Origin of the sequence: Burkholderia oklahomensis C6786, from assembly GCF_000959365.1 — a bacterium.
In the GTDB taxonomy this organism is placed as follows: Bacteria; Pseudomonadota; Gammaproteobacteria; order Burkholderiales; family Burkholderiaceae; genus Burkholderia; species Burkholderia oklahomensis.
In genome coordinates this window covers 412,496-433,248 of the sequence record NZ_CP009555.1, presented here as the reverse complement: position 1 = coordinate 433,248, position 20,753 = coordinate 412,496, and the positions used below count along the sequence as shown (strand labels likewise).

Annotated in this window: 20 protein-coding genes and 1 tRNA gene; 19 read left to right on the top strand and 2 right to left on the bottom strand. The window is 65.0% G+C overall.

Annotated elements, in window-relative coordinates:
• Positions 1–8 precede the first annotated feature (8 nt).
• Both BG90_RS01935 and BG90_RS01930 read right to left on the bottom strand, forming a co-directional pair.
• Entirely contained in the window at positions 9–644 is a 636-nt protein-coding gene (locus BG90_RS01935) for a carbonic anhydrase (RefSeq protein ID WP_025989736.1), read from the bottom strand.
• A 439-nt stretch (positions 645–1,083) separates the two neighbouring features.
• A complete protein-coding gene (locus tag BG90_RS01930; protein WP_010114581.1) occupies positions 1,084–1,581 on the bottom strand; it encodes a hypothetical protein in 498 nt (165 codons plus the stop codon).
• A 383-nt stretch (positions 1,582–1,964) separates the two neighbouring features.
• On the opposite strand from BG90_RS01930, the gene BG90_RS01925 reads away from it, so the two are divergent.
• The 19 genes from BG90_RS01925 to nuoL all read left to right on the top strand — a co-directional run bounded on the left by BG90_RS01925 (position 1,965) and on the right by nuoL (position 20,751).
• Complete coding sequence (locus BG90_RS01925) at positions 1,965–3,236, top strand: branched-chain amino acid ABC transporter substrate-binding protein (protein ID WP_025989737.1); 1,272 nt, start codon at positions 1,965–1,967, stop codon at positions 3,234–3,236.
• A gap of 105 nt (positions 3,237–3,341) precedes the next feature.
• Positions 3,342–3,611: a 30S ribosomal protein S15 gene (gene rpsO, locus BG90_RS01920; RefSeq protein ID WP_004185828.1), complete on the top strand. Its 270-nt coding sequence runs from the start codon at positions 3,342–3,344 to the stop codon at positions 3,609–3,611.
• Positions 3,612–3,915: 304 nt separating this feature from the next.
• Positions 3,916–6,060, top strand: coding sequence for a polyribonucleotide nucleotidyltransferase (gene pnp / locus BG90_RS01915; protein ID WP_010102511.1), 2,145 nt, complete (start codon positions 3,916–3,918; stop codon positions 6,058–6,060).
• A gap of 116 nt (positions 6,061–6,176) precedes the next feature.
• Positions 6,177–7,196 (top strand): NAD(P)H-quinone oxidoreductase, encoded by a 1,020-nt coding sequence (locus tag BG90_RS01910; protein WP_010102513.1) that lies wholly within the window; start codon positions 6,177–6,179, stop codon positions 7,194–7,196.
• 59 nt (positions 7,197–7,255) lie between these two features.
• A complete protein-coding gene (tpiA, locus tag BG90_RS01905; RefSeq protein WP_010102514.1) occupies positions 7,256–8,056 on the top strand; it encodes a triose-phosphate isomerase in 801 nt (266 codons plus the stop codon).
• Positions 8,057–8,137: 81 nt separating this feature from the next.
• A complete protein-coding gene (secG, locus tag BG90_RS01900) occupies positions 8,138–8,512 on the top strand; it encodes a preprotein translocase subunit SecG (RefSeq protein WP_010114593.1) in 375 nt (124 codons plus the stop codon).
• Positions 8,513–8,621: 109 nt separating this feature from the next.
• Positions 8,622–8,706: transfer RNA gene (locus tag BG90_RS01895), tRNA-Leu, on the top strand.
• 155 nt (positions 8,707–8,861) lie between these two features.
• A complete protein-coding gene (locus BG90_RS01890) occupies positions 8,862–9,221 on the top strand; it encodes an NADH-quinone oxidoreductase subunit A (RefSeq protein WP_010102516.1) in 360 nt (119 codons plus the stop codon).
• Positions 9,222–9,283: 62 nt separating this feature from the next.
• A complete protein-coding gene (locus tag BG90_RS01885; protein ID WP_004186402.1) occupies positions 9,284–9,763 on the top strand; it encodes a NuoB/complex I 20 kDa subunit family protein in 480 nt (159 codons plus the stop codon).
• A 20-nt stretch (positions 9,764–9,783) separates the two neighbouring features.
• The gene (locus BG90_RS01880) at positions 9,784–10,386 is read left to right on the top strand and encodes an NADH-quinone oxidoreductase subunit C (RefSeq protein ID WP_010102517.1); all 603 of its coding nucleotides are present in this window, start codon (positions 9,784–9,786) and stop codon (positions 10,384–10,386) included.
• A gap of 9 nt (positions 10,387–10,395) precedes the next feature.
• Positions 10,396–11,649: an NADH-quinone oxidoreductase subunit D gene (locus tag BG90_RS01875; protein WP_010102519.1), complete on the top strand. Its 1,254-nt coding sequence runs from the start codon at positions 10,396–10,398 to the stop codon at positions 11,647–11,649.
• Between the two features lie 168 nt (positions 11,650–11,817).
• Positions 11,818–12,303 carry an NADH-quinone oxidoreductase subunit NuoE gene (nuoE, locus tag BG90_RS01870; RefSeq protein WP_010102520.1) on the top strand — a complete coding sequence of 162 codons (486 nt, stop codon included), beginning with the start codon at positions 11,818–11,820 and terminating at the stop codon, positions 12,301–12,303.
• Entirely contained in the window at positions 12,300–13,610 is a 1,311-nt protein-coding gene (gene nuoF / locus BG90_RS01865) for an NADH-quinone oxidoreductase subunit NuoF (protein ID WP_010114596.1), read from the top strand. Before nuoE ends, nuoF begins: the two co-directional genes overlap by 4 nt.
• An 82-nt stretch (positions 13,611–13,692) precedes the next feature.
• Positions 13,693–16,023 carry an NADH-quinone oxidoreductase subunit NuoG gene (nuoG, locus tag BG90_RS01860; RefSeq protein WP_010114597.1) on the top strand — a complete coding sequence of 777 codons (2,331 nt, stop codon included), beginning with the start codon at positions 13,693–13,695 and terminating at the stop codon, positions 16,021–16,023.
• On the top strand, positions 16,024–17,088 hold the full coding sequence (nuoH, locus tag BG90_RS01855) for an NADH-quinone oxidoreductase subunit NuoH (RefSeq protein ID WP_010102523.1): 1,065 nt from the start codon (positions 16,024–16,026) through the stop codon (positions 17,086–17,088).
• Positions 17,089–17,103: 15 nt separating this feature from the next.
• The gene (gene nuoI, locus BG90_RS01850) at positions 17,104–17,592 is read left to right on the top strand and encodes an NADH-quinone oxidoreductase subunit NuoI (RefSeq protein WP_010102524.1); all 489 of its coding nucleotides are present in this window, start codon (positions 17,104–17,106) and stop codon (positions 17,590–17,592) included.
• 113 nt (positions 17,593–17,705) lie between these two features.
• A complete protein-coding gene (locus tag BG90_RS01845) occupies positions 17,706–18,362 on the top strand; it encodes an NADH-quinone oxidoreductase subunit J (protein WP_010102526.1) in 657 nt (218 codons plus the stop codon).
• A gap of 17 nt (positions 18,363–18,379) precedes the next feature.
• Positions 18,380–18,685, top strand: coding sequence for an NADH-quinone oxidoreductase subunit NuoK (gene nuoK / locus BG90_RS01840; protein WP_010102528.1), 306 nt, complete (start codon positions 18,380–18,382; stop codon positions 18,683–18,685).
• Between the two features lie 17 nt (positions 18,686–18,702).
• A complete protein-coding gene (nuoL, locus tag BG90_RS01835; protein ID WP_010114600.1) occupies positions 18,703–20,751 on the top strand; it encodes an NADH-quinone oxidoreductase subunit L in 2,049 nt (682 codons plus the stop codon).
• Positions 20,752–20,753: the final 2 nt, after the last annotated feature.

The window sequence follows — 20,753 nt, the reverse complement described above, 5'->3', positions numbered from 1 at the left end:
CCGGCCGGTCAGGCGGTCGCGGCTACTGCGCGTTCGGCTTGCGGCGCCGGCTCGGCGGCCGCGTAGCCGGACGCGAGCTCTTTGAGCCGTCCGTCGGCGAGCGAGAAGATCCAGCCATGCACGAGCGGCGCGGGATCGGCGTCGCGGATGATCGGCGAGCTGCGCAGCAGGCGGACCTGCTCGAGCACGTTGAGCTCGGCGAGCCGGTCGGCGGCCTGGTCGGGCGGTACGCCGTCGAGCTCCACGCGATGGCGGCCGGCGAGCGCGCACAGCGGCGCGATCCGGCGGCTCACGTGCGGCAGCTCGGGCGAGGGCGGCAGCAGCGACGCGCGCACGCCGCCGCAGCCGTAGTGCCCGCAGACGATCACGTGATCGACCTTCAGCACCCGCACTGCGTACTCGAGCACGCTCGCGCAGTTGTCGTCGTCGGGCTGGAAGATGTTCGCAATGTTTCGGTGAACGAATAGTTCGCCAGGCGCACTCTGCGTGATGGTTTCGGCCGGCACGCGGCTGTCGGCGCAGCCGATCCACAGCACGCGCGGGTTTTGTCCGCGAGACAGCGCGTCGAAGAAGTCGGGCGAGCGTTCGGACGTCTCGCTGGCCCAGGCGATATTGGCGACGAGCATGCTTTTTGGGCGATTCATTGAGGATTCCTTCTTATGCGTGTGGTATCGGCGACGCAAACATGCATCTGCGCAGAACCAATTGCTTTCTAAATTGAAAGGTTGTTGTGTGTGATATTAGGGGAACCTCGTAATCCGAAGTTCAATTTGAAATATTCTGTTGCAATTTATTTTCGAGGTTAGGACGATTGCACCAACCGTGAATATTGAACGGCCGCAAAGGGTGCATATCGCACTGAAATGGGCGTGAGACGCCCGTCCAGCGGGGCCGAGGGGGTCAGGCGGATGTTTTATTTTTGATTTCGCCGATGCGGCAGTCGCGATATTGCCGCGTCATGAAAGATGACAAAAATTTTAAAAAGCTAATGAGAAAAATGATAAAAAAGTCATTTAAGAACCCGAGCGCGCTAAATGACTTCGGAAGCGGGCGCGCCGGCCGGGCGGCCGGCGGCGGGGAGCATCAGAACAACGTGCGGCGATCGGGGTCGTGCAGCGGGTCGGGCGTCTTCTGCGTGAGGCGCAGGATGCCGGCATCGTCGAAGTAGAAGCTGTAGAGCATGTACCAGACGTTGTCTTCGAGATAGCGATAGGTCCACACTTCACGCTTCATCAGCGGGAAGTAGGACGTCTCGACCGGACGGCCGAAGTTCACGAGCACGTCGGTTCTGGTCCACTTGCCGATCTCGGCGCGATAGAACTCGAGCGGCTGCAGCACCTGCCGCACGTTGACGATCCTGCCATGGGCGTCGATGTCGGCGGCCGTCGTGACCTCGCCCATCGGCTGGGTCGGCCACATCAGGCGCTTGCCGCCGTTAGGCAGGTCGTAGACTTCGCGCGGCGGGCCCATCCGGGCGACGATCGCCGACGAGTCCTCTCCGGCGCGAAACTGCTGCCACGGCTGGGCGCAGCCGGCAAGGAGCGCCGCCGCGCAAGCGAACAGCGGGAGACGAGCGTACATACTTTTCTCCATGAGGCGGGGATGGCGACGTTTTATCACGGCGGATGAGCGCGTGCGCGTGCCGGCGCGGAAAAGTTTGCGCTGCGCGGCATCCGTGGCATCCACGACACGGCGACACGGCGACACGGCGGGCGGCGGGCGGCGGGCGGCGGGCGGCGGGCGGCGGGCGGCGGCGGCGCCTTTCCGAGCCGGCGTCGGGAGGGCGGGCGGATGGGGCGGGCGTCGATGGGGGCATGCGCCCGACGGTGCGTCCGGACGGACGATGTGCCCGGCCAGGCGATCGACGCTCGCCACGCGTCCGTTCGGCCGTCCTGCTTGCCCGTTCGCCGCGCGCTCGCCTATGATCCTGCGCTCGACAAACGGACTGCGCAGGAAACCACGCGATGTCTACCTGCTGGATGCGTTTTGCCGCTGCCTCGGCGGCGCTCTCGTTGACGATGCTGTTGCCCGCGCAGGCCGGCGCGGCGGGCGAGCCGATCCGGATCGCGCTTGTCGAGGGGATGTCGGGACCGTTCGCGAATGCGGGCGCGGCGGCCGAGCGCAATCTGCGCTTCGGCGTCGAGCGCGTCAATGCGCGGGGCGGCGTGCGGCTGCGCGACGGCGCCCATCCGCTGGAACTCGTCGTGCTCGACAGCAAGGGCGGCGTCGAGGAGGCGCTCGTCCAGCTGCGCGCCGCGACCGACAAGGGGATAGGCTTCGTCGCGCAGGGCAACGGCTCGGCTGTCGCGGCGGCGCTCGTCGCCGCGCTCGCCAAGCAGAACGCGCGCGATCCCGGGCATCGCGCGCTGTTCCTCAACTATTCGGCCGACGATCCCGCGCTGACGGGCCGCGACTGCAGTTTCTGGCACTTCCGTTTCGACGCGCACGCAGGCATGCGGATGGACGCGCTCGCCGACGTGCTCGCGCGCGATCGCGCGGTCAGGAAGGTCTATCTGCTGAACCAGGACTACAGCTTCGGGCACGATGTCAGCACGCTCGCGCGCGCCGCGTTGAAGGCGCGGCGGCCGGACATCGCGATCGTCGGCGACGAATTTCATCCGATCGGACGCGTGAAGGACTTCTCGCCGTACGTCGCGAAGATTCGCGCGAGCGGCGCGGACGCGGTCGTGACGGGCAACTGGGGCAACGATCTGACGCTGCTCGTGCGTGCGGCGCGCGAGCAGGGACTCGCGACGAAGTTCTACACGTTCTACGGCAACAGCCTGGACGCGCCTGCCGCGCTCGGCGACGCGGGCGTGAAGCGCGTGCTCGCGGTCGCCGACTGGCATCCGAACGCGGGCGGCGCGCAGTCCGACGCGTTCTACCGCGCGTTCCGCGCGCGCTTCCCGACGCCGCAGGACGACTATCCGGTGCGGCGGATGAGCCTGATGATCGAGATGCTGGCGGCGGCGATGGCGCGCGCGGGCTCGGCCGATCCGGTCGCGGTCGCGCGGGCGCTCGAGGGGATGCGCTACGACGACGGCTTCCACCCGGCGCAGATGCGCGCGGCCGACCACCAATTGATCCAACCCCTTTACGTGATCGAGATGGATCGCGTTGGCGCGCCGGGCGTGCGCTTCGATAACGCGGGGTCGGGTTACGGCTTCCGGACGGTGCTCGAGCTGCCGCCCGCGCCGGGCGCGGCTTCCGCCGAATGCCGTATGAAACGCCCGTGATAGGCGGGTTCGCCGGCCGGGCGACTTGTGCTACAATGCGCGCCGGTTGTAAATCACGGCACGGCCTTTCTTCCGTGTCCGCCTGTTCAGTCGAAAGGAAATCAAATGTCTGTTGCTGATATCAAGAAGTCGGAAGTTGTTGCTCAGTTCGCGCGCGGCGCCAACGACACGGGCTCGCCCGAAGTGCAGGTCGCGCTGCTGACGGCGCGCATCACGGAACTGACGGGTCACTTCAAGACCCACGCGAAGGACCACCACAGCCGCCGCGGCCTGCTGCGCATGGTGAGCCGCCGCCGCAAGCTGCTCGACTACCTCAAGGGCAAGGATGCCGACCGCTACCGCGCGCTGATCGAGAAGCTGGGTCTGCGTAAGTAATCGGGGCGTTGCTCGCCTCCAGCAAGATGCCTGTGTCAGTCTGCTGATACAGGCATTTTGTTTTTTCGCGGCACGCACGATGCATGCCGTCGGGCTGTCAAAGCCCACAACCGGCCAGGCGCACAAGGGTTGAGCTTTGTGTCATTCCAGCGCGCTGTTCGCGTCCCGCTCGACGCCGAGCGGCGAGCACGGCGCTGGAATGGCATAAAAAACACACCTCTTCCCATGTGGCCCGGTCGCGCCGCCGCCATGCCGGCTTCGTCCGCGCACGGCGATCCAGTCATAGAACCTGAAAGGAGCGACCATGTCTCTGTTCAACAAAGTCGTGAAGGAATTCCAGTGGGGCCAGCACAAGGTGCGCCTCGAAACCGGCGAGATCGCGCGCCAGGCTAGCGGTGCCGTGCTCGTCGACATCGAGGACACCGTCGTCCTCGCGACGGTCGTCGGCGCGAAGTCGGCGAAGCCGGGCCAGGATTTCTTCCCGCTCACCGTCGACTACATCGAGAAGACCTACTCGGCGGGCAAGATCCCGGGCGGCTTCTTCCGCCGCGAAGGCCGTCCGTCGGAGCACGAGACGCTGACGTCGCGTCTCATCGATCGCCCGCTGCGCCCGCTCTTCCCGGAAGGCTTCTACAACGAAGTGCAGGTCGTGATCCACGTGCTGTCGGTGAACCCGGAAGTCCCGGCCGACATCCCGGCGCTCATCGGCGCGTCGGCTGCGCTCGCCGTGTCGGGCCTGCCGTTCAACGGCCCCGTCGGCGCCGCGCGCGTCGCGTACGTCAACAACGAATACGTGCTGAACCCGACGCGCGAGCAGATCAAGGCGTCGCGCCTCGACCTCGTCGTCGCGGGCACGGAGCGTGCCGTGCTGATGGTCGAGTCGGAAGCCCAGCAACTGCCGGAAGACGTGATGCTGGGCGCCGTGGTGTTCGGCCACGAGCAGATGCAAACGGCGATCGACGCGATTCACGAACTCGTGCGCGAAGGCGGCAAGCCCGAATGGAACTGGCAGCCGGCCGCGAAGAACGAAGCGCTGATCGCGCGCGTGACCGAGCTCGCGCAAGCCGACCTGCAGGCGGCCTACCAGATCCGCGAAAAGCAGTCGCGCTCGACGAAGCTGAAGGAAGTCTACGCAGCCGCCACCGCGAAGCTCGCGGAAGAAGCGGCGGCGTCGAACGCCGAAGCCGCCGACGCGGCGACGGTCGGCAACATCCTGTTCGATCTCGAAGCGAAGATCGTCCGCTCGCAGATCCTGAACGGCGAGCCGCGCATCGATGGCCGCGACACGCGCACCGTGCGCCCGATCGAGATCCGCACGGGCGTGCTGCCGCGCACGCACGGCTCGGCGCTCTTCACGCGCGGCGAGACGCAGGCGCTCGTCGTCGCGACGCTCGGCACGAAGGGTGACGAGCAGATCATCGACGCGCTCGAAGGCGAATACCGCGAGCGCTTCATGCTCCACTACAACATGCCTCCGTTCGCGACCGGCGAAACGGGCCGCGTCGGTTCGCCGAAGCGCCGCGAAATCGGCCACGGCCGCCTCGCGAAGCGCGCGCTCGTCGCGTGCCTGCCGAGCGCCGACGAATTTGGCTACTCGATCCGCGTCGTGTCGGAAATCACCGAGTCGAACGGTTCGTCGTCGATGGCGTCGGTGTGCGGCGGCTGCCTCGCGCTGATGGACGCGGGCGTGCCGATGAAGGCGCACGTCGCGGGCATCGCGATGGGCCTGATTCTCGAAGGCAACAAGTTCGCGGTGCTGACCGACATCCTCGGCGACGAAGATCACCTCGGCGACATGGACTTCAAGGTGGCCGGCACGGCCGACGGCGTGACCGCGCTGCAGATGGACATCAAGATCCAGGGCATCACGAAGGAAATCATGCAGGTCGCGCTTGCACAGGCGAAGGAAGGCCGCATGCACATCCTCGGCAAGATGACGGAAGCGGTCGCCGGCGCGAACACGCAGCTGTCCGAATTCGCGCCGCGCATGATCACGATCAAGATCAACCCGGAAAAGATCCGCGACGTGATCGGCAAGGGCGGCTCGGTGATCCGCGCGCTGACCGAAGAAACCGGCACGACGATCGACATCTCGGATGACGGCGTCGTGACGATCGCGAGCACGAACAGCGAAGGCATGGCCGAAGCGAAGAAGCGCATCGAGAACATCACGGCCGAGATCGAAGTCGGTCAGGTGTACGAAGGCACGGTGCTGAAGCTGCTCGATTTCGGTGCGATCGTGAACCTGCTGCCGGGCAAGGACGGCCTGCTGCACATCTCGGAAATCGTCAACGAGCGCGTGAAGGACATCAACGACTACCTGAAGGAAGGCCAGCAGGTGAAGGTCAAGGTGATCCAGACGGACGAGAAGGGACGCGTGCGTCTGTCGGCCAAGGCGCTGCTGAATGAAGCAGCCGCCCACCAGACGGATACGCCGCCGCAGCAGTAAACGGCGACGAAACGGCCGGCAGCGCGAATGCGCGCCGGCCGTTTTTTCATAGGATGGACCGGTTTGCGGGGCGCGCATCGCGCGCGCAAACCCGTCACGATCTTGGAGCGACGTGCATGAAAGCGATCGAAATCACCGAATTCGGCGCGCCCGACGTGCTGAAGCTGACGGAGCGCCCGCAGCCGGAGCCGAAGCGCGGCGAGGTGCTGATCAAGGTGGCGGCGTCCGGCGTCAACCGTCCGGACGTGTTCCAGAGAAAGGGCGCTTATGCGCCGCCGCCCGGCGCGTCGGATCTGCCGGGCCTCGAGGTCGCCGGCGAGATCGTCGGCGGCGACCTTTCCGACCCCGCGACGAACCCGTTCGGCCTGAAGCTCGGCGACCGCGTCTGCGCGCTGCTCTCGGGCGGCGGCTATGCCGAGTACGTGGCCGCGCCGCTCGCGCAGTGCCTGCCGGTGCCGAAGGGGCTGACCGACGTCGAAGCCGCGTCGCTGCCAGAGACGTTCTTCACGGTGTGGAGCAACGTGTTCGATCGCGCGCAACTGGGCGCGGGCGAGGGCGGTGCGCAGGAAACGTTCCTCGTGCAGGGCGGCTCGAGCGGCATCGGCGTGACCGCGATCCAGATCGCGCACGCGCTCGGCTTCCGCGTGTTCGCGACGGCGGGCACCGACGACAAGTGCCGCGCATGCGAGCGGCTCGGCGCGGAGCGCGCGATCAACTACAAGACTGAGGATTTCGTCGAAGTCGTGAAGTCGCTGACGCACGATCGCGGCGTCGACGTGATTCTCGACATGGTCGCGGGCGCGTACGTGCCGCGCGAGCTGACGGCGCTCGCCGACGGCGGCCGGCTCGTCGTGATCGCGCTCCTCGGCGGCGCGAAATCGGAGATCAATCTGGGCGAGATCCTGCGCCGTCGTCTGACGGTCACGGGCTCGACGCTGCGGCCGCGTCCCGTCGAGTTCAAGGCGCGCATCGCCGCGCAATTGAAGGCGCGCGTGTGGCCACTCATCGAGGACGGGCGCGTGAAGCCCGTCATCTACCGCGTGCTGCCGGCCGCGCAGGCGTCGGACGCGCATGCGCTGATGGAGAGCAGCGAGCACGTCGGCAAGATCATGCTCGATTGGGGTGCGAACGCTTGACACCGGCGGTTTGACCGGCTCTAGAGCTGCGCAGTAAAATCGCGGGTTCGCTTCGCCAGATGAACACGACGCCCGGCTTCGGCGCGTCAACGACGAGACAAACGATGTCGAAACATAGAATCAAGCGGGTGATCGGCAACTGGAAGATGCACGGTCGCTTGAGCGGCAATCAGGCATTGCTGAACGAAGTCGCGCAAGGCGCGCAAGCGGTGCACGACACTGTCGGCATCGGTGTGTGCGTGCCGTTCCCGTATCTCGCGCAGGCGCAGGCGCAGCTCCAGGGCGGTCGCGTCGCGTGGGGCTCGCAGGACGTGTCCGCGCACGAACAGGGCGCTTACACGGGTGAAGTCGCGGCCGGCATGGTGGCGGAGTTCGGTGCGGCTTACGCGATCGTCGGGCACTCGGAGCGCCGTGCGTATCACGGCGAATCGAGCGAGACCGTCGCGGCGAAGACGCAGCGCGCGCTCGCCGCGGGCCTGACGCCCGTCGTCTGCGTCGGCGAGACGCTCGCCGAGCGCGAAGCGGGGGCGACCGAGCGGGTCGTCGGCGCGCAGCTCGACGCAGTGCTCGCGGTGTTGTCGGCGGACGATGCGGCGCGCATCGTCGTCGCGTACGAGCCGGTCTGGGCGATCGGCACGGGCAAGAGTGCGACGGCCGAGCAGGCGCAGCAGGTGCACGCGTTCCTGCGCGCACGGCTCGCCGCGAAAGGGGCGGAGCACGTGTCGCTGCTGTACGGCGGCAGCGTGAAGGCCGACAACGCGGCCGAGCTGTTCGGTCAGCCGGACATCGACGGCGGCCTGATCGGCGGCGCGTCGTTGAAGAGCGGAGATTTTCTGGCGATCTGCCGGGCAGCGCAGTAAGCATTCGCACGACGCGGGCGCGAAAAGGATATCGGGGCAGCCGGCAGGTGCGCCGGTTGTTTAAACCAAACAGGTGAATGTATGCCGTATTTCAAAGTCTTGATCATTGTGGTCCAACTGCTGTCTGCGCTCGGCGTGATCGGCCTCGTATTGCTGCAGCATGGCAAGGGTGCCGACATGGGCGCGGCGTTCGGCAGCGGTGCGTCGGGCAGTCTCTTCGGTGCGACTGGCTCGGCAAACTTCCTGTCGCGCACGACGGCGGTTCTGGCGACGATCTTCTTCGTCGCGACGCTCGCGTTGACGTATCTCGGTTCGTACAAGTCGGCACCGTCGGTCGGCGTGCTCGGCGCGGCTCCCGCGCCTGCGTCGTCGGTTGCTGCGTCGCAAGCGCCTGCCGCGTCCGCGCCGGCCGCCGCGCCGGCCGCGTCTGCGCCTGGTCAGGACGTGCCGAAATAAATTTTCAAAAAATTCGCGCTTGTGCGTTGAACAATTTGAAGAGCCGGGTTAGAATTTAAATCTTGAAGCGATTCGCGGGATACGAAGTTCCTCCCGGGTTGCATGCAGTGCCGACGTGGTGAAATTGGTAGACACGCTATCTTGAGGGGGTAGTGGCGAAAGCTGTGCGAGTTCGAGTCTCGCCGTCGGCACCAAAGTTACTCAATGCCAGCCGCTTCATGTGGCTGGCATTTTTCATTTCTGGGCTACCCTTGCGCTCAGCTTGGGTTCTGCGGTAGTCCGAAATGATCCTTTCCCCGGAACGGTGTTATTCTCCGGAACGCTCGGAACCAACCAATAGAGGATAGCCTTGAACCTCGCAGCCTATTACCCCGTCTTGTTGTTCCTCCTGGTGGGCACTGGTTTAGGTATAGCGCTGGTCAGCATCGGCAAGATCCTCGGTCCCAACAAGCCCGACAGCGACAAGAACGCGCCCTACGAGTGCGGCTTCGAGGCGTTCGAGGACGCGCGCATGAAGTTCGACGTGCGCTACTACCTCGTTGCGATTCTGTTCATCATCTTCGATCTCGAGACCGCATTCCTGTTTCCGTGGGGCGTCGCCCTGCGCGAGATCGGCTGGCCCGGTTTCATCGCAATGATGATTTTCCTGCTCGAATTCCTGCTGGGCTTTGCCTATATCTGGAAGAAGGGCGGCCTCGACTGGGAGTGACGGGCTAATCGCCGGTTTGCATGGGCGGCCACGCGTCGCCGCCTGTCTGGAGTGGAAAGCAAATGAGTATCGAAGGGGTCTTGAAGGAAGGGTTTGTCACCACGACGGCTGACAAGCTGATCAACTGGACGCGTACCGGCTCGCTGTGGCCGATGACGTTCGGGCTCGCGTGCTGCGCAGTGGAAATGATGCATGCGGGCGCCGCCCGCTACGACCTCGACCGGTTCGGCGTCGTGTTCCGTCCGAGCCCGCGTCAATCCGATGTGATGATCGTCGCGGGTACGCTCTGCAACAAGATGGCGCCCGCGCTGCGCCGCGTCTACGATCAGATGGCCGAGCCGCGCTGGGTGATCTCGATGGGGTCGTGCGCGAACGGCGGCGGCTACTACCACTACTCGTACTCGGTGGTGCGCGGCTGCGATCGGATCGTGCCCGTCGACGTCTACGTGCCGGGCTGCCCGCCGACCGCCGAGGCGCTCGTCTACGGCGTGATCCAGCTGCAGGCGAAGATCCGCCGCACGAGCACCATCGCCCGTCAATAAAGCATCGAGCACCCCACAACATGGCAAGCAAAATCGAGACCCTCAAGGCGAACCTCGAAGCCGCGCTCGGCGCGCGCGTGGTGAGCCTCGTAGAAGCGGTTGGCGAGCTCACGCTCGTCGTGAAGGCAGGCGATTACCTCGAAGTCGCGAAAGCGCTGCGCGACGATCGCACGCTCGGCTTCGAGCAGCTGATCGACCTCTGCGGCGTCGACTATCAAACCTACGGCGACGGCGCCTACGACGGCCCGCGTTTCGCCGCCGTCCTGCACCTGTTGTCGATCGCGAACAACTGGCGCCTGCGCGTGCGGGTGTTCGCGCCTAACGACGATCTGCCGATCGTGCCGTCGATCGTCGACGTCTGGAACTCGGCGAACTGGTACGAGCGCGAAGCATTCGACCTCTACGGCATCGTGTTCGAAGGCCACCCCGACCTGCGCCGCATCCTCACCGACTACGGCTTCATCGGTCATCCGTTCCGCAAGGACTTCCCGGTTTCGGGCTACGTCGAAATGCGTTACGACCCGGAAGAGAAGCGCGTCGTATACCAGCCGGTGACGATCGAGCCGCGCGAAATCACGCCGCGCGTGATCCGCGAGGATCGCTATGGCGGTCTGAAACATTGAGAGGGCGTCATGGCTGAAATCAAGAACTACACGCTCAACTTCGGTCCGCAGCACCCGGCCGCGCACGGCGTGCTGCGCCTCGTGCTCGAGCTCGACGGCGAAGTGATCCAGCGCGCCGATCCGCACATCGGCCTTCTGCACCGCGCGACCGAGAAGCTCGCCGAGAACAAGACGTTCATCCAGTCCGTGCCGTACATGGACCGTCTCGACTACGTGTCGATGATGGTGAACGAACACGGCTACGTGCTCGCGATCGAGAAGCTGCTCGGCATCGACGTGCCGGAGCGCGCACAATACATTCGCGTGCTGTTCGACGAGATCACGCGCGTGCTGAACCACCTGATGTGGATCGGCGCGCACGCGCTCGACGTCGGCGCGATGGCGGTGTTCCTCTATGCGTTCCGCGAGCGCGAAGACCTGATGGACGTGTACGAGGCGGTGTCCGGCGCGCGCATGCATGCGGCGTACTATCGTCCGGGCGGCGTCTATCGCGATCTGCCGGACGCGATGCCGCAGTACAAGGCGTCGAAGATCCGCAACGAGAAGGCGCTCGCGAGGATGAACGAGACGCGCCAGGGCTCGGTGCTCGACTTCATCGACGATTTCTTCACGCGCTTCCCGAAGTGCGTCGACGAATACGAAACGCTTCTGACCGACAACCGGATCTGGAAGCAGCGTCTCGTCGGCATCGGCGTCGTGACGCCGGAGCGTGCGATGCAGCTCGGCCTGACGGGGCCGATGCTCCGCGGCTCCGGCATTGCATGGGATCTGCGCAAGAAACAGCCGTATGAAGTGTACGATCGCCTCGATTTCGATATCCCGGTCGGCGTGAACGGCGATTGCTACGACCGTTATCTCGTGCGTGTCGAGGAGATGCGCCAGTCGACGCGTATCGCGAAACAGTGTATTGAGTGGCTTCGCAAGAATCCCGGCCCCGTGATCACCGACAATCACAAGATCGCGCCGCCGTCGCGTGTCGGCATGAAGACGAACATGGAGGATCTGATCCACCATTTCAAGCTCTTCACGGAAGGTTTTCACGTGCCCGAAGGCGAGACGTATGCCGCCGTCGAGCATCCGAAGGGCGAGTTCGGCATCTATCTCGTGTCGGACGGCGCAAACAAGCCGTATCGCCTCAAGATCCGTGCACCGGGCTACGCTCATCTGTCCGCGCTCGACGAAATGGCGCGCGGGCACATGATCGCCGACGCCGTGACGATCATCGGTACGCAGGACATCGTGTTCGGCGAAGTCGACCGCTGACGGTCGCGCCGCTCGCGGGCCCGGTCGAGCCGCGAGCGGCGGGTCACACTCGGCGCGCGCCTCGGGCGCGCCGTCGCAACAAGCTGTCAACAGTGAGCGCCAGGTCTGCCGCATCGGTCATGCGGCAGGTTGTTCGTGCGGTAGGAATTGAAAGAGTCGTGTCTGAAAATGATCTCAGCTGAAGGCCTGAAAGAAATCGATCGAGCGATCGCGAAGTATCCCGCCGATCAGAAACAGTCCGCTGTGATGTCGGCGTTGGCCGTCGCTCAGGAAGAGCATGGCTGGCTGTCGCCCGAACTGATGCAGTTCGTCGCGGACTATCTCGGCATGCCGGCCATCGCGGTCCAGGAAGTCGCGACGTTCTACACGATGTACGAGCTCGCGCCCGTCGGCACGCACAAGATCACGCTCTGCACGAATCTGCCGTGCCAGCTCGGGCCGCACGGCGGCGCTGAAGCGACGGCCGAGTATCTGAAGCAAAAGCTCGGCATCGACTTCGGCGAAACGACGCCGGACGGCAAGTTCACGCTGAAGGAAGGCGAGTGCTTCGGCGCGTGCGGCGATGCGCCGGTGCTGCTGCTCAACAATCACAAGATGTGCAGCTTCATGAGCCGCGAGAAGATCGACCAGCTGCTTGAGGAGCTCTCGAAATGACATCCCTCCACGATCGTCACATCAAACCGCTGATCCTCGCCGGTCTCACCGGCGAGAACTGGCATCTCGAAGATTATGTCGCGCGCGGCGGCTACGCGCAGCTGCGCCGCATCCTCGAAGAAAAGATTCCGCCCGAGCAGGTGATCGCCGACGTGAAGGCGTCGGGGCTGCGCGGCCGCGGCGGTGCGGGCTTCCCCACCGGCCTGAAGTGGAGCTTCATGCCGCGTCAGTTCCCGGGCCAGAAGTATCTCGTCTGCAATTCGGACGAAGGCGAGCCGGGCACGTTCAAGGATCGCGACATCCTGCGCTGGAACCCGCACGCGCTGATCGAAGGCATGGCCATCGGCGCATACGCGATGGGCATCACGGTCGGCTACAACTACATTCACGGCGAGATCTTCGAAGTGTATCGACGCTTCGAGGCAGCGCTCGAGGAAGCGCGCCGCGCCGGGTTCCTCGGCGACAATATCATGGGCTCGGGCTTCTCGTTCCAGCTGCACGCGCACCACGGTTACGGCGCGTACATCTGCGGCGAGGAAACCGCGCTGCTCGAGTCGCTCGAAGGCAAGAAGGGCCAGCCGCGCTTCAAGCCGCCGTTCCCGGCGAGCTTCGGCGTCTACGGCAAGCCGACCACGATCAACAACACCGAGACGTTCGCCGCGGTGCCGTTCCTGCTCGCAGTCGGCCCGCAGAATTATCTCGAGATGGGCAAGCCGAACAACGGCGGCACGAAGATCTTCTCGGTGTCGGGCGACGTCGAGCGTCCGGGCAACTATGAAGTGCCGCTCGGCACGCCGTTCGCGACGCTGATGGAGCTCGCCGGCGGCATGCGCGGCGGCAAGAAGATCAAGGCGGTGATCCCGGGCGGCTCGTCGGCGCCGGTGATCCCGGGCGACATCATGATGCAGACCGATCTGGACTACGACTCGATCGCGAAGGCGGGTTCGATGCTCGGCTCCGGCGCGGTGATCGTGATGGACGAGACGCGCTGCATGGTGCGCTCGCTCCTGCGCCTGTCGTACTTCTATTACGAAGAGTCGTGCGGCCAGTGCACGCCGTGCCGCGAAGGCACGGGCTGGCTGTACCGCGTCGTGAACCGCATCGAGCACGGCGAAGGCCGCCAGGAAGACCTGGATCTGCTGAACTCGGTCGCGGAGAACATCATGGGCCGCACGATCTGCGCGCTCGGCGACGCGGCGGCGATGCCGGTGCGCGGCATGCTCAAGCACTACTGGGACGAATTCGCGTACCACGTCGAGCACAAGCACTGCATGGTCGGCGGCCACGCGCATGCGGCCGCGGCCTGACGGCGGAACCCGATTGCAGAATTCGAGCGCCCGGTCGAGCGGACGCGGGCGAGCGGTAATAGGTTAAGGACCATTCACCATCATGGTTGAACTTGAAATAGACGGCAAGAAGGTCGAGGTGCCTGAAGGCAGCATGGTGATCCAGGCTGCTCACAAGGCGGACACGTACATTCCTCACTTCTGCTATCACAAGAAGCTGTCGGTTGCGGCCAACTGCCGGATGTGCCTCGTCGAAGTCGAGAAGATGCCGAAGGCGGTGCCCGCGTGCGCGACGCCCGTGTCGGCCGGCATGATCGTCCACACCAACTCTGACAAGGCCGTGAAGGCGCAGCAGTCGGTGATGGAGTTCCTGCTCATCAACCATCCGCTCGACTGCCCGATCTGCGATCAGGGCGGCGAATGCCAGCTGCAGGATCTCGCGGTGGGCTACGGCAAGTCGTCGTCGCGCTACGCGGAAGAGAAGCGCGTCGTGTTCCACAAGGACGTCGGCCCGCTCATCTCGATGGAAGAGATGTCGCGCTGCATCCACTGCACGCGCTGCGTGCGCTTCGGCCAGGAAATCGCCGGCGTGATGGAGTTCGGCATGCTGGGCCGCGGCGAGCATTCGGAAATCACGACGTTCGTCGGCAAGACGGTCGACTCCGAGCTGTCGGGCAACATGATCGACCTGTGCCCGGTCGGCGCGCTGACGAGCAAGCCGTTCCGCTACAGCGCCCGCACGTGGGAGCTGTCGCGCCGCAAGTCGGTGAGCCCGCACGATTCCGTCGGCGCGAACCTCGTCGTGCAGGTGAAGAACAACCGCGTGATGCGTGTGCTGCCGTTCGAGAACGAAGCCGTGAACGAGTGCTGGATCTCGGACAAGGACCGCTTCTCGTACGAAGGCCTGAATAGCGAAGAGCGCCTGACGAAGCCGATGATCAAGCAGGGCGGCGAGTGGCGCGAAGTCGACTGGCAGACCGCGCTCGAATACGTCGCGCGCGGCCTGAAGGGCATCAGCGAAGAGCACGGCGCGTCCGCGCTCGCCACGCTCGGCAGCGCGCACAGCACGGTCGAGGAGCTGTTCCTGCTCAAGCAGCTCGCTCACGAGCTGAAGACGCCGAACCTCGATTTCCGTCTGCGTCAAACCGATTTCTCCGCGGCCGCCCAGGGCGCGCCGTGGCTCGGCATGCCGATCGCCGATCTGTCGGGCGTCGACGCCGCGTTCGTCGTCGGCTCGTTCCTGCGCCGCGATCATCCGCTCTTCGCCGCGCGTCTGCGCCAGGCGGCGAAGAGCGGCGCGAAGCTGCACTTCCTGCATGCGACGGGAGACGATTCGCTGATCCCGACCGCGCAACGCATCGTCGCCGCGCCGTCGGCATGGCTCGACGCGCTCGCGGGCATCGCGGCCGCCGTCGCACGGGCGCGCGGCGTCGCGTTGCCGGATGCGCTCGCGGGCGTCGAGCCGTCGAGCGCCGCGCAAGCGGTCGCGCAGTCGCTCGTGAACGGCGAGCGCCGCGTCGTGCTGCTCGGCAACAGCGCGGTCCAGCATCCGCAATTCGCGCAGATCCATGCGACCGCGCAATGGATCGCCGACGCCACGGGCGCGACGCTCGGCTTCCTGACGGAAGCGGCGAACACGGTCGGCGCGCACCTCGTCGGCGCGCTGCCGGGCTCGAACGGCCTGAACGCGGGCGACGCGTTCGCGCAGCCGCGCAAGGGCTACGTGCTCCTCAACGTCGAACCCGAATTCGATACCGCGGATCCGGCGCAGGCGATCGCCGCGCTGAAGCAGGCGGAGACGGTCGTCGTGCTGTCGCCGTTCAAGTTCGGCCTCGACTACGCGGACGTGCTGCTGCCGATCGCGCCGTTTACCGAGACGGCCGGCACGTACGTGAACGCGGAAGGTCGCGCGCAGTCGTTCAACGGCGTCGTGCGCCCGCTCGGCGACACGCGTCCTGCATGGAAGGTGCTGCGCGTGCTCGGCAGCCTGCTCGGCCTGCCGAATTTCGAATACGAGACGTCGGAAGAAGTGCGGCTCGCCGCGCTCGGCGACGAGGACGTCGCGCCGCGCCTGTCGAACAGGACATCGGCGGCGCCCGCGCGCGCCGCTGCGAAGGCGGCCGACGGCGGCCTCGAGCGCCTCGCCGACGTGCCGATCTACCACGCCGACGCGCTGTCGCGCCGCGCGGGCGCGCTGCACCTGACGGCCGCTTCGAAGGTGGCGCACAAGGTGGGCCTGCCTGCCGCGCTGTTCGACAAGCTCGGTCTGAAGAACGGCGACGCGGTGCGCGTGCGCCAGGGCGATCGCACGGTGCAGTTGCCGGCCGTGCGCGACGAGAATCTTGCGGAGATGGTCGTTCGCGTGTCGGCGGCCACGCCTGCCGGCGCAGCGCTCGGCAGCCTGTCCGGTGAACTGGTGGTGGAGAAGGCGTAAATGAGCTTGTTCGATACGATCAACTCGGGCGGAGCCCAGCTTCTCGGCGTCGCATGGCCGACGGTGTGGGCGCTCGTGCGCATCATCGTCGTCGCCGTCGTGATCCTGCTGAGCGTCGCGTACCTGATTCTGTGGGAGCGCAAGCTGATCGGCTGGATGCACGTGCGTCTCGGTCCGAACCGCGTCGGCCCCGCCGGTCTGCTGCAGCCGATCGCCGACGTGCTGAAGCTGCTGCTGAAGGAAGTGATTCATCCGTCGGCGGCGAGCCGCTGGCTGTATCTGATCGCGCCGGTGATGACGGTCGTGCCGGCGTTCGCCGTGTGGGCGGTGATCCCGTTCCAGGCGGGCGCGGTGCTTGCGAACGTCAACGCGGGCCTGCTGTACGCGATGGCGATCTCGTCGGTCGGCGTCTACGCGGTGATTCTCGCCGGCTGGGCGTCGAATTCGAAGTATGCGTTCCTCGGCGCGATGCGTGCGGCCGCTCAGATGGTGTCGTACGAAATCTCGATGGGCTTCGCACTCGTGCTCGTGCTGATGACGGCGGGCAGCCTGAACCTGTCGGAGATCGTCAACTCGCAGCAGCACGGCTTCTTCGCGGGCCACGGCGTCAACTTCCTGTCGTGGAACTGGCTGCCGCTCCTGCCCGTGTTCGTCATCTACTTCATCTCCGGCATCGCCGAAACGAACCGCCATCCGTTCGACGTGGTGGAAGGGGAGTCGGAGATCGTCGCGGGTCACATGATCGATTACTCGGGCATGGCGTTCGCGCTGTTCTTCCTCGCCGAGTACATCAACATGATCGTGATCTCGGCGATGGCGGCGACGCTGTTCCTCGGCGGCTGGGATGCGCCGTTCGAATTCCTGTCGTTCATTCCGGGCATCTTCTGGCTGGTGCTGAAAGTCTTCGCGCTGCTGTCGGTGTTCATTTGGGCCCGTGCGACGTTCCCGCGTTTCCGCTACGACCAGATCATGCGCCTCGGCTGGAAGATATTCCTGCCGGTGTGCGTGATCTGGGTGGTCGTGGTCGGTTTCTGGATGATGTCGCCGCTGAATATCTGGAAATAAGGGGCGGACGAAATCATGACGGCAATCCAACAATTCTTTAAGACCTTCTTCCTGACCGAGCTGCTGAAGGGGCTCGCGCTGACGGGACGCTACACGTTCAAGCGCAAGTTCACCGTGCAGTTCCCCGAAGAGAAGACGCCGATCTCGCCGCGTTTTCGCGGGCTGCACGCGCTGCGCCGCTACGAGAACGGCGAAGAGCGGTGCATCGCGTGCAAGCTGTGCGAAGCGGTGTGCCCGGCCCTGGCGATCACGATCGAGTCGGAGACGCGTGCGGACAACACCCGCCGCACGACGCGCTACGACATCGACCTGACGAAGTGCATCTTCTGCGGTTTCTGCGAAGAGAGCTGCCCGGTCGATTCGATCGTCGAGACGCAGATCCTCGAGTACCACGGCGAGAAGCGCGGCGATCTGTACTTCACGAAGGAAATGCTGCTCGCGGTGGGCGATCGCTACGAGAAGGAGATCGCGGCCGCGAAGGCCGCCGATGCGCGGTATCGGTGATTGACGTGCGCCGGCCCGGAGGACGGGTCGGCCCAAGCCGCGGCGATGCCGCGGCACGCCCGGCGGTGCCAGCCAACCGCGCCTGACAATGGCCTAATGATGAACCGGTAATCATGGACTTCACGACCGTACTCTTCTACATCTTCTCGCTGCTCCTCGTGGTGTCGGGGCTGAAGGTGATCACTTCGCGCAACCCGGTGGCGTCTGCGCTCTTCCTCGTGCTCGCGTTCTTCAATGCGGCCGCGATCTGGATGCTGCTCGAGGCCGAGTTCCTCGCGATCTTGCTGGTGCTCGTCTACGTGGGCGCGGTGATGGTGCTCTTCCTGTTCGTCGTGATGATGCTCGACATCAACGTCGACGTGCTGCGCCGAGACTTCAAGCGCTTCGTGCCGATGGCGACCGCGGTCGGCGCGATCATCATCGTCGAGACGGCCCTGATCCTGTGGCGCGGCTACGGCGCGACGGCCTCGCCCGTGCGCGACGTGGCCGCGGGCGCGCTCGCCGGCATGCCGAACACGAAGCTGATCGGCAAGGTCATCTACACCGACTACATCTTCGCGTTCGAAATCGCGGGCCTCGTGCTGCTCGTCGCGATCATCGCCGCGGTCGCGCTGACCGCGCAGAAGGGCAAGGACAGCAAGCGCCAGCGCGTGTCCGAGCAGGTGAAGGTGCGCCGCGAAGACCGCGTGCGCCTCGTGAAGATGCAAGCCGACAAGCCGCAGCCGGAAACCGCCGCGAGCGACGCCGCGTCGGGCGGGAACAACGGCTAAGCGGAGGAGAAGAATCTATGTTGACCTTGGCTCATTACCTCGTGCTGGGCGCGATCCTGTTCGCGATCAGCATCGTCGGGATCTTCCTGAACCGCCGCAACATCATCGTGATCCTGATGGCGATCGAACTGATGCTGCTCGCGGTGAACACCAATTTCGTCGCGTTCTCGCATTACCTGGGCGACGTGCACGGCCAGATCTTCGTGTTCTTCGTGTTGACGGTCGCGGCGGCGGAAGCCGCAATCGGCCTCGCGATTCTGGTGACTCTGTTCCGTAAGCTCGACACGATCAATGTCGAGGATCTCGATCAGCTCAAAGGTTAATTTCAGGCAACGCTGTTATGTCAACGACACTCAATGAAAACCTGCTGCTGGCGATTCCGCTCGCTCCGCTGGCCGGCTCGCTGATTGCGGGGCTGTTCGGCAACGCAGTGGGGCGCAAGGGCGCACACCGGATCACGATTCTCGGCGTCGCGATCTCGTTCATTCTTTCCGCGATCGTCTTCTTCGACGTGATGGGCGGCGCGAGCTTCAACGCGACCGTCTACGAATGGATGAACGTCGGCTCGCTGAAGCTCGAAATCGGCTTCCTCGTCGACACGCTGACCGCAATGATGATGGTCGTCGTCACGTTCGTGTCGCTGATGGTGCACATCTACACGATCGGCTACATGTCGGAAGAGGACGGCTACCAGCGCTTCTTCTCGTACATCTCGCTCTTCACGTTCTCGATGCTGATGCTCGTGATGAGCAACAACTTCCTGCAGCTGTTCTTCGGCTGGGAAGCGGTGGGTCTCGTGTCGTACCTGCTGATCGGCTTCTACTTCACGCGTGAGAGCGCGATCTACGCGAACATGAAGGCGTTCCTCGTGAACCGCGTCGGCGATTTCGGGTTCCTGCTCGGCATCGGCCTCATCCTCGCGTACGCCGGCTCGATGAACTACGGCGACGTGTTCGCGAAGCGCGCGGAGCTCGCGTCGCTGCATTTCCCGGGCACCGAATGGGGTCTGCTGACCGTCGCGTGCATCTGCCTCTTCATCGGCGCGATGGGTAAGTCCGCGCAATTCCCGCTGCACGTGTGGCTGCCGGACTCGATGGAAGGTCCGACGCCGATCTCCGCGCTGATTCACGCGGCGACGATGGTGACGGCCGGCATCTTCATGGTCACGCGCATGTCGCCGCTGTTCGAGCTGTCGGACGCCGCGCTGTCGTTCATCACGGTGATCGGCGCGATCACGGCGCTCTTCATGGGCTTCCTCGGCATCGTCCAGAACGACATCAAGCGCGTCGTCGCTTACTCGACGCTGTCGCAGCTCGGCTACATGACGGTCGCGCTCGGCGTGTCCGCGTATCCGGTCGCCGTGTTCCACCTGATGACGCACGCGTTCTTCAAGGCGCTGCTGTTCCTCGGCGCGGGTTCGGTGATCATCGGCATGCACCACGATCAGGACATGCGCAACATGGGCGGCCTGCGCAAGTACATGCCGATCACGTGGATCACGTCGCTCGTCGGTTCGCTCGCGCTGATCGGCACGCCGTTCTTCTCGGGCTTCTACTCGAAGGACTCGATCATCGACGCGGTGAAGCTGTCGCACCTGCCGGGCTCGGGCTTCGCTTACTTCGCGGTCGTCGCGAGCGTGTTCGTCACCGCGCTGTACTCGTTCCGGATGTACTTCCTCGTCTTCCACGGCGAAGAACGCTTCCGCCATCCGAAGGAATTCGGCAACAACCACGGCGCCGAGTCGGCCGCGCATCACGGCCATGACGACGACCACGGTCACGGCCACGCGCACGAGCCGCACGAAACGCCTTGGGTCGTCTGGGTGCCGCTCGTGCTGCTCGCGATTCCGTCGGTCGTCATCGGTGCGATCGCGATCGGCCCGATGCTGTACGGCGATTTCTTCCAGCACGGCGTCGCGTTCGACAAGGTGATCTTCATCGGCCAGAACCACCCGGCGCTCGCCGAGATGGCGGAGGAATTCCGCGGCTGGGCGGCGCTCGGTCTGCACTCGATCTCGACGCTGCCGCTCTGGCTCGCGCTCGCAGGCGTCGTGACCGCGTGGTTCCTGTACCTGAAGCGCCCGGATCTGCCGGCTGTGATCCGTCGCGCGTTCGGCCCGATCTACACGCTGCTCGACAACAAGTACTACATGGACAAGATCAACGAGGTCGTGTTCGCGAAGGGCTCGATCGCGATCGGCCGCGGTCTGTGGAAGGAAGGCGACGTCGTGGTGATCGACGGCCTCGTCAACGGCAGCGCGCGCTTCATCGGCTGGTTCGCCGGCGTGATCCGCTTCCTCCAATCCGGTTACATCTATCACTACGCGTTCGCCATGATCATCGGCATGCTGGGGCTCCTGACCCTGTTTGTAACGCTCGGCGGCAAATAAGG

Excerpts from the sequence above, each read along its gene's own strand:
- BG90_RS01925 (WP_025989737.1), top strand. The coding sequence starts at position 1,965 with ATGTCTACCTGCTGGATGCGTTTTGCCGCTGCCTCGGCGGCGCTCTCG.
- BG90_RS01880 (WP_010102517.1), top strand. The coding sequence starts at position 9,784 with ATGGCAAGCAAAATCGAGACCCTCAAGGCGAACCTCGAAGCCGCGCTC.
- nuoH (WP_010102523.1), top strand. The coding sequence starts at position 16,024 with ATGAGCTTGTTCGATACGATCAACTCGGGCGGAGCCCAGCTTCTCGGC.
- nuoG (WP_010114597.1), top strand. The coding sequence starts at position 13,693 with ATGGTTGAACTTGAAATAGACGGCAAGAAGGTCGAGGTGCCTGAAGGC.
- BG90_RS01885 (WP_004186402.1), top strand. The coding sequence starts at position 9,284 with ATGAGTATCGAAGGGGTCTTGAAGGAAGGGTTTGTCACCACGACGGCT.
- nuoK (WP_010102528.1), top strand. The coding sequence starts at position 18,380 with ATGTTGACCTTGGCTCATTACCTCGTGCTGGGCGCGATCCTGTTCGCG.
- BG90_RS01935 (WP_025989736.1), bottom strand. The coding sequence starts at position 644 with ATGAATCGCCCAAAAAGCATGCTCGTCGCCAATATCGCCTGGGCCAGC.
- BG90_RS01845 (WP_010102526.1), top strand. The coding sequence starts at position 17,706 with ATGGACTTCACGACCGTACTCTTCTACATCTTCTCGCTGCTCCTCGTG.
- nuoL (WP_010114600.1), top strand. The coding sequence starts at position 18,703 with ATGTCAACGACACTCAATGAAAACCTGCTGCTGGCGATTCCGCTCGCT.
- nuoI (WP_010102524.1), top strand. The coding sequence starts at position 17,104 with ATGACGGCAATCCAACAATTCTTTAAGACCTTCTTCCTGACCGAGCTG.
- nuoF (WP_010114596.1), top strand. The coding sequence starts at position 12,300 with ATGACATCCCTCCACGATCGTCACATCAAACCGCTGATCCTCGCCGGT.
- rpsO (WP_004185828.1), top strand. The coding sequence starts at position 3,342 with ATGTCTGTTGCTGATATCAAGAAGTCGGAAGTTGTTGCTCAGTTCGCG.
- pnp (WP_010102511.1), top strand. The coding sequence starts at position 3,916 with ATGTCTCTGTTCAACAAAGTCGTGAAGGAATTCCAGTGGGGCCAGCAC.
- BG90_RS01930 (WP_010114581.1), bottom strand. The coding sequence starts at position 1,581 with ATGTACGCTCGTCTCCCGCTGTTCGCTTGCGCGGCGGCGCTCCTTGCC.
- BG90_RS01875 (WP_010102519.1), top strand. The coding sequence starts at position 10,396 with ATGGCTGAAATCAAGAACTACACGCTCAACTTCGGTCCGCAGCACCCG.
- tpiA (WP_010102514.1), top strand. The coding sequence starts at position 7,256 with ATGAACACGACGCCCGGCTTCGGCGCGTCAACGACGAGACAAACGATG.
- nuoE (WP_010102520.1), top strand. The coding sequence starts at position 11,818 with ATGATCTCAGCTGAAGGCCTGAAAGAAATCGATCGAGCGATCGCGAAG.
- secG (WP_010114593.1), top strand. The coding sequence starts at position 8,138 with ATGCCGTATTTCAAAGTCTTGATCATTGTGGTCCAACTGCTGTCTGCG.
- BG90_RS01910 (WP_010102513.1), top strand. The coding sequence starts at position 6,177 with ATGAAAGCGATCGAAATCACCGAATTCGGCGCGCCCGACGTGCTGAAG.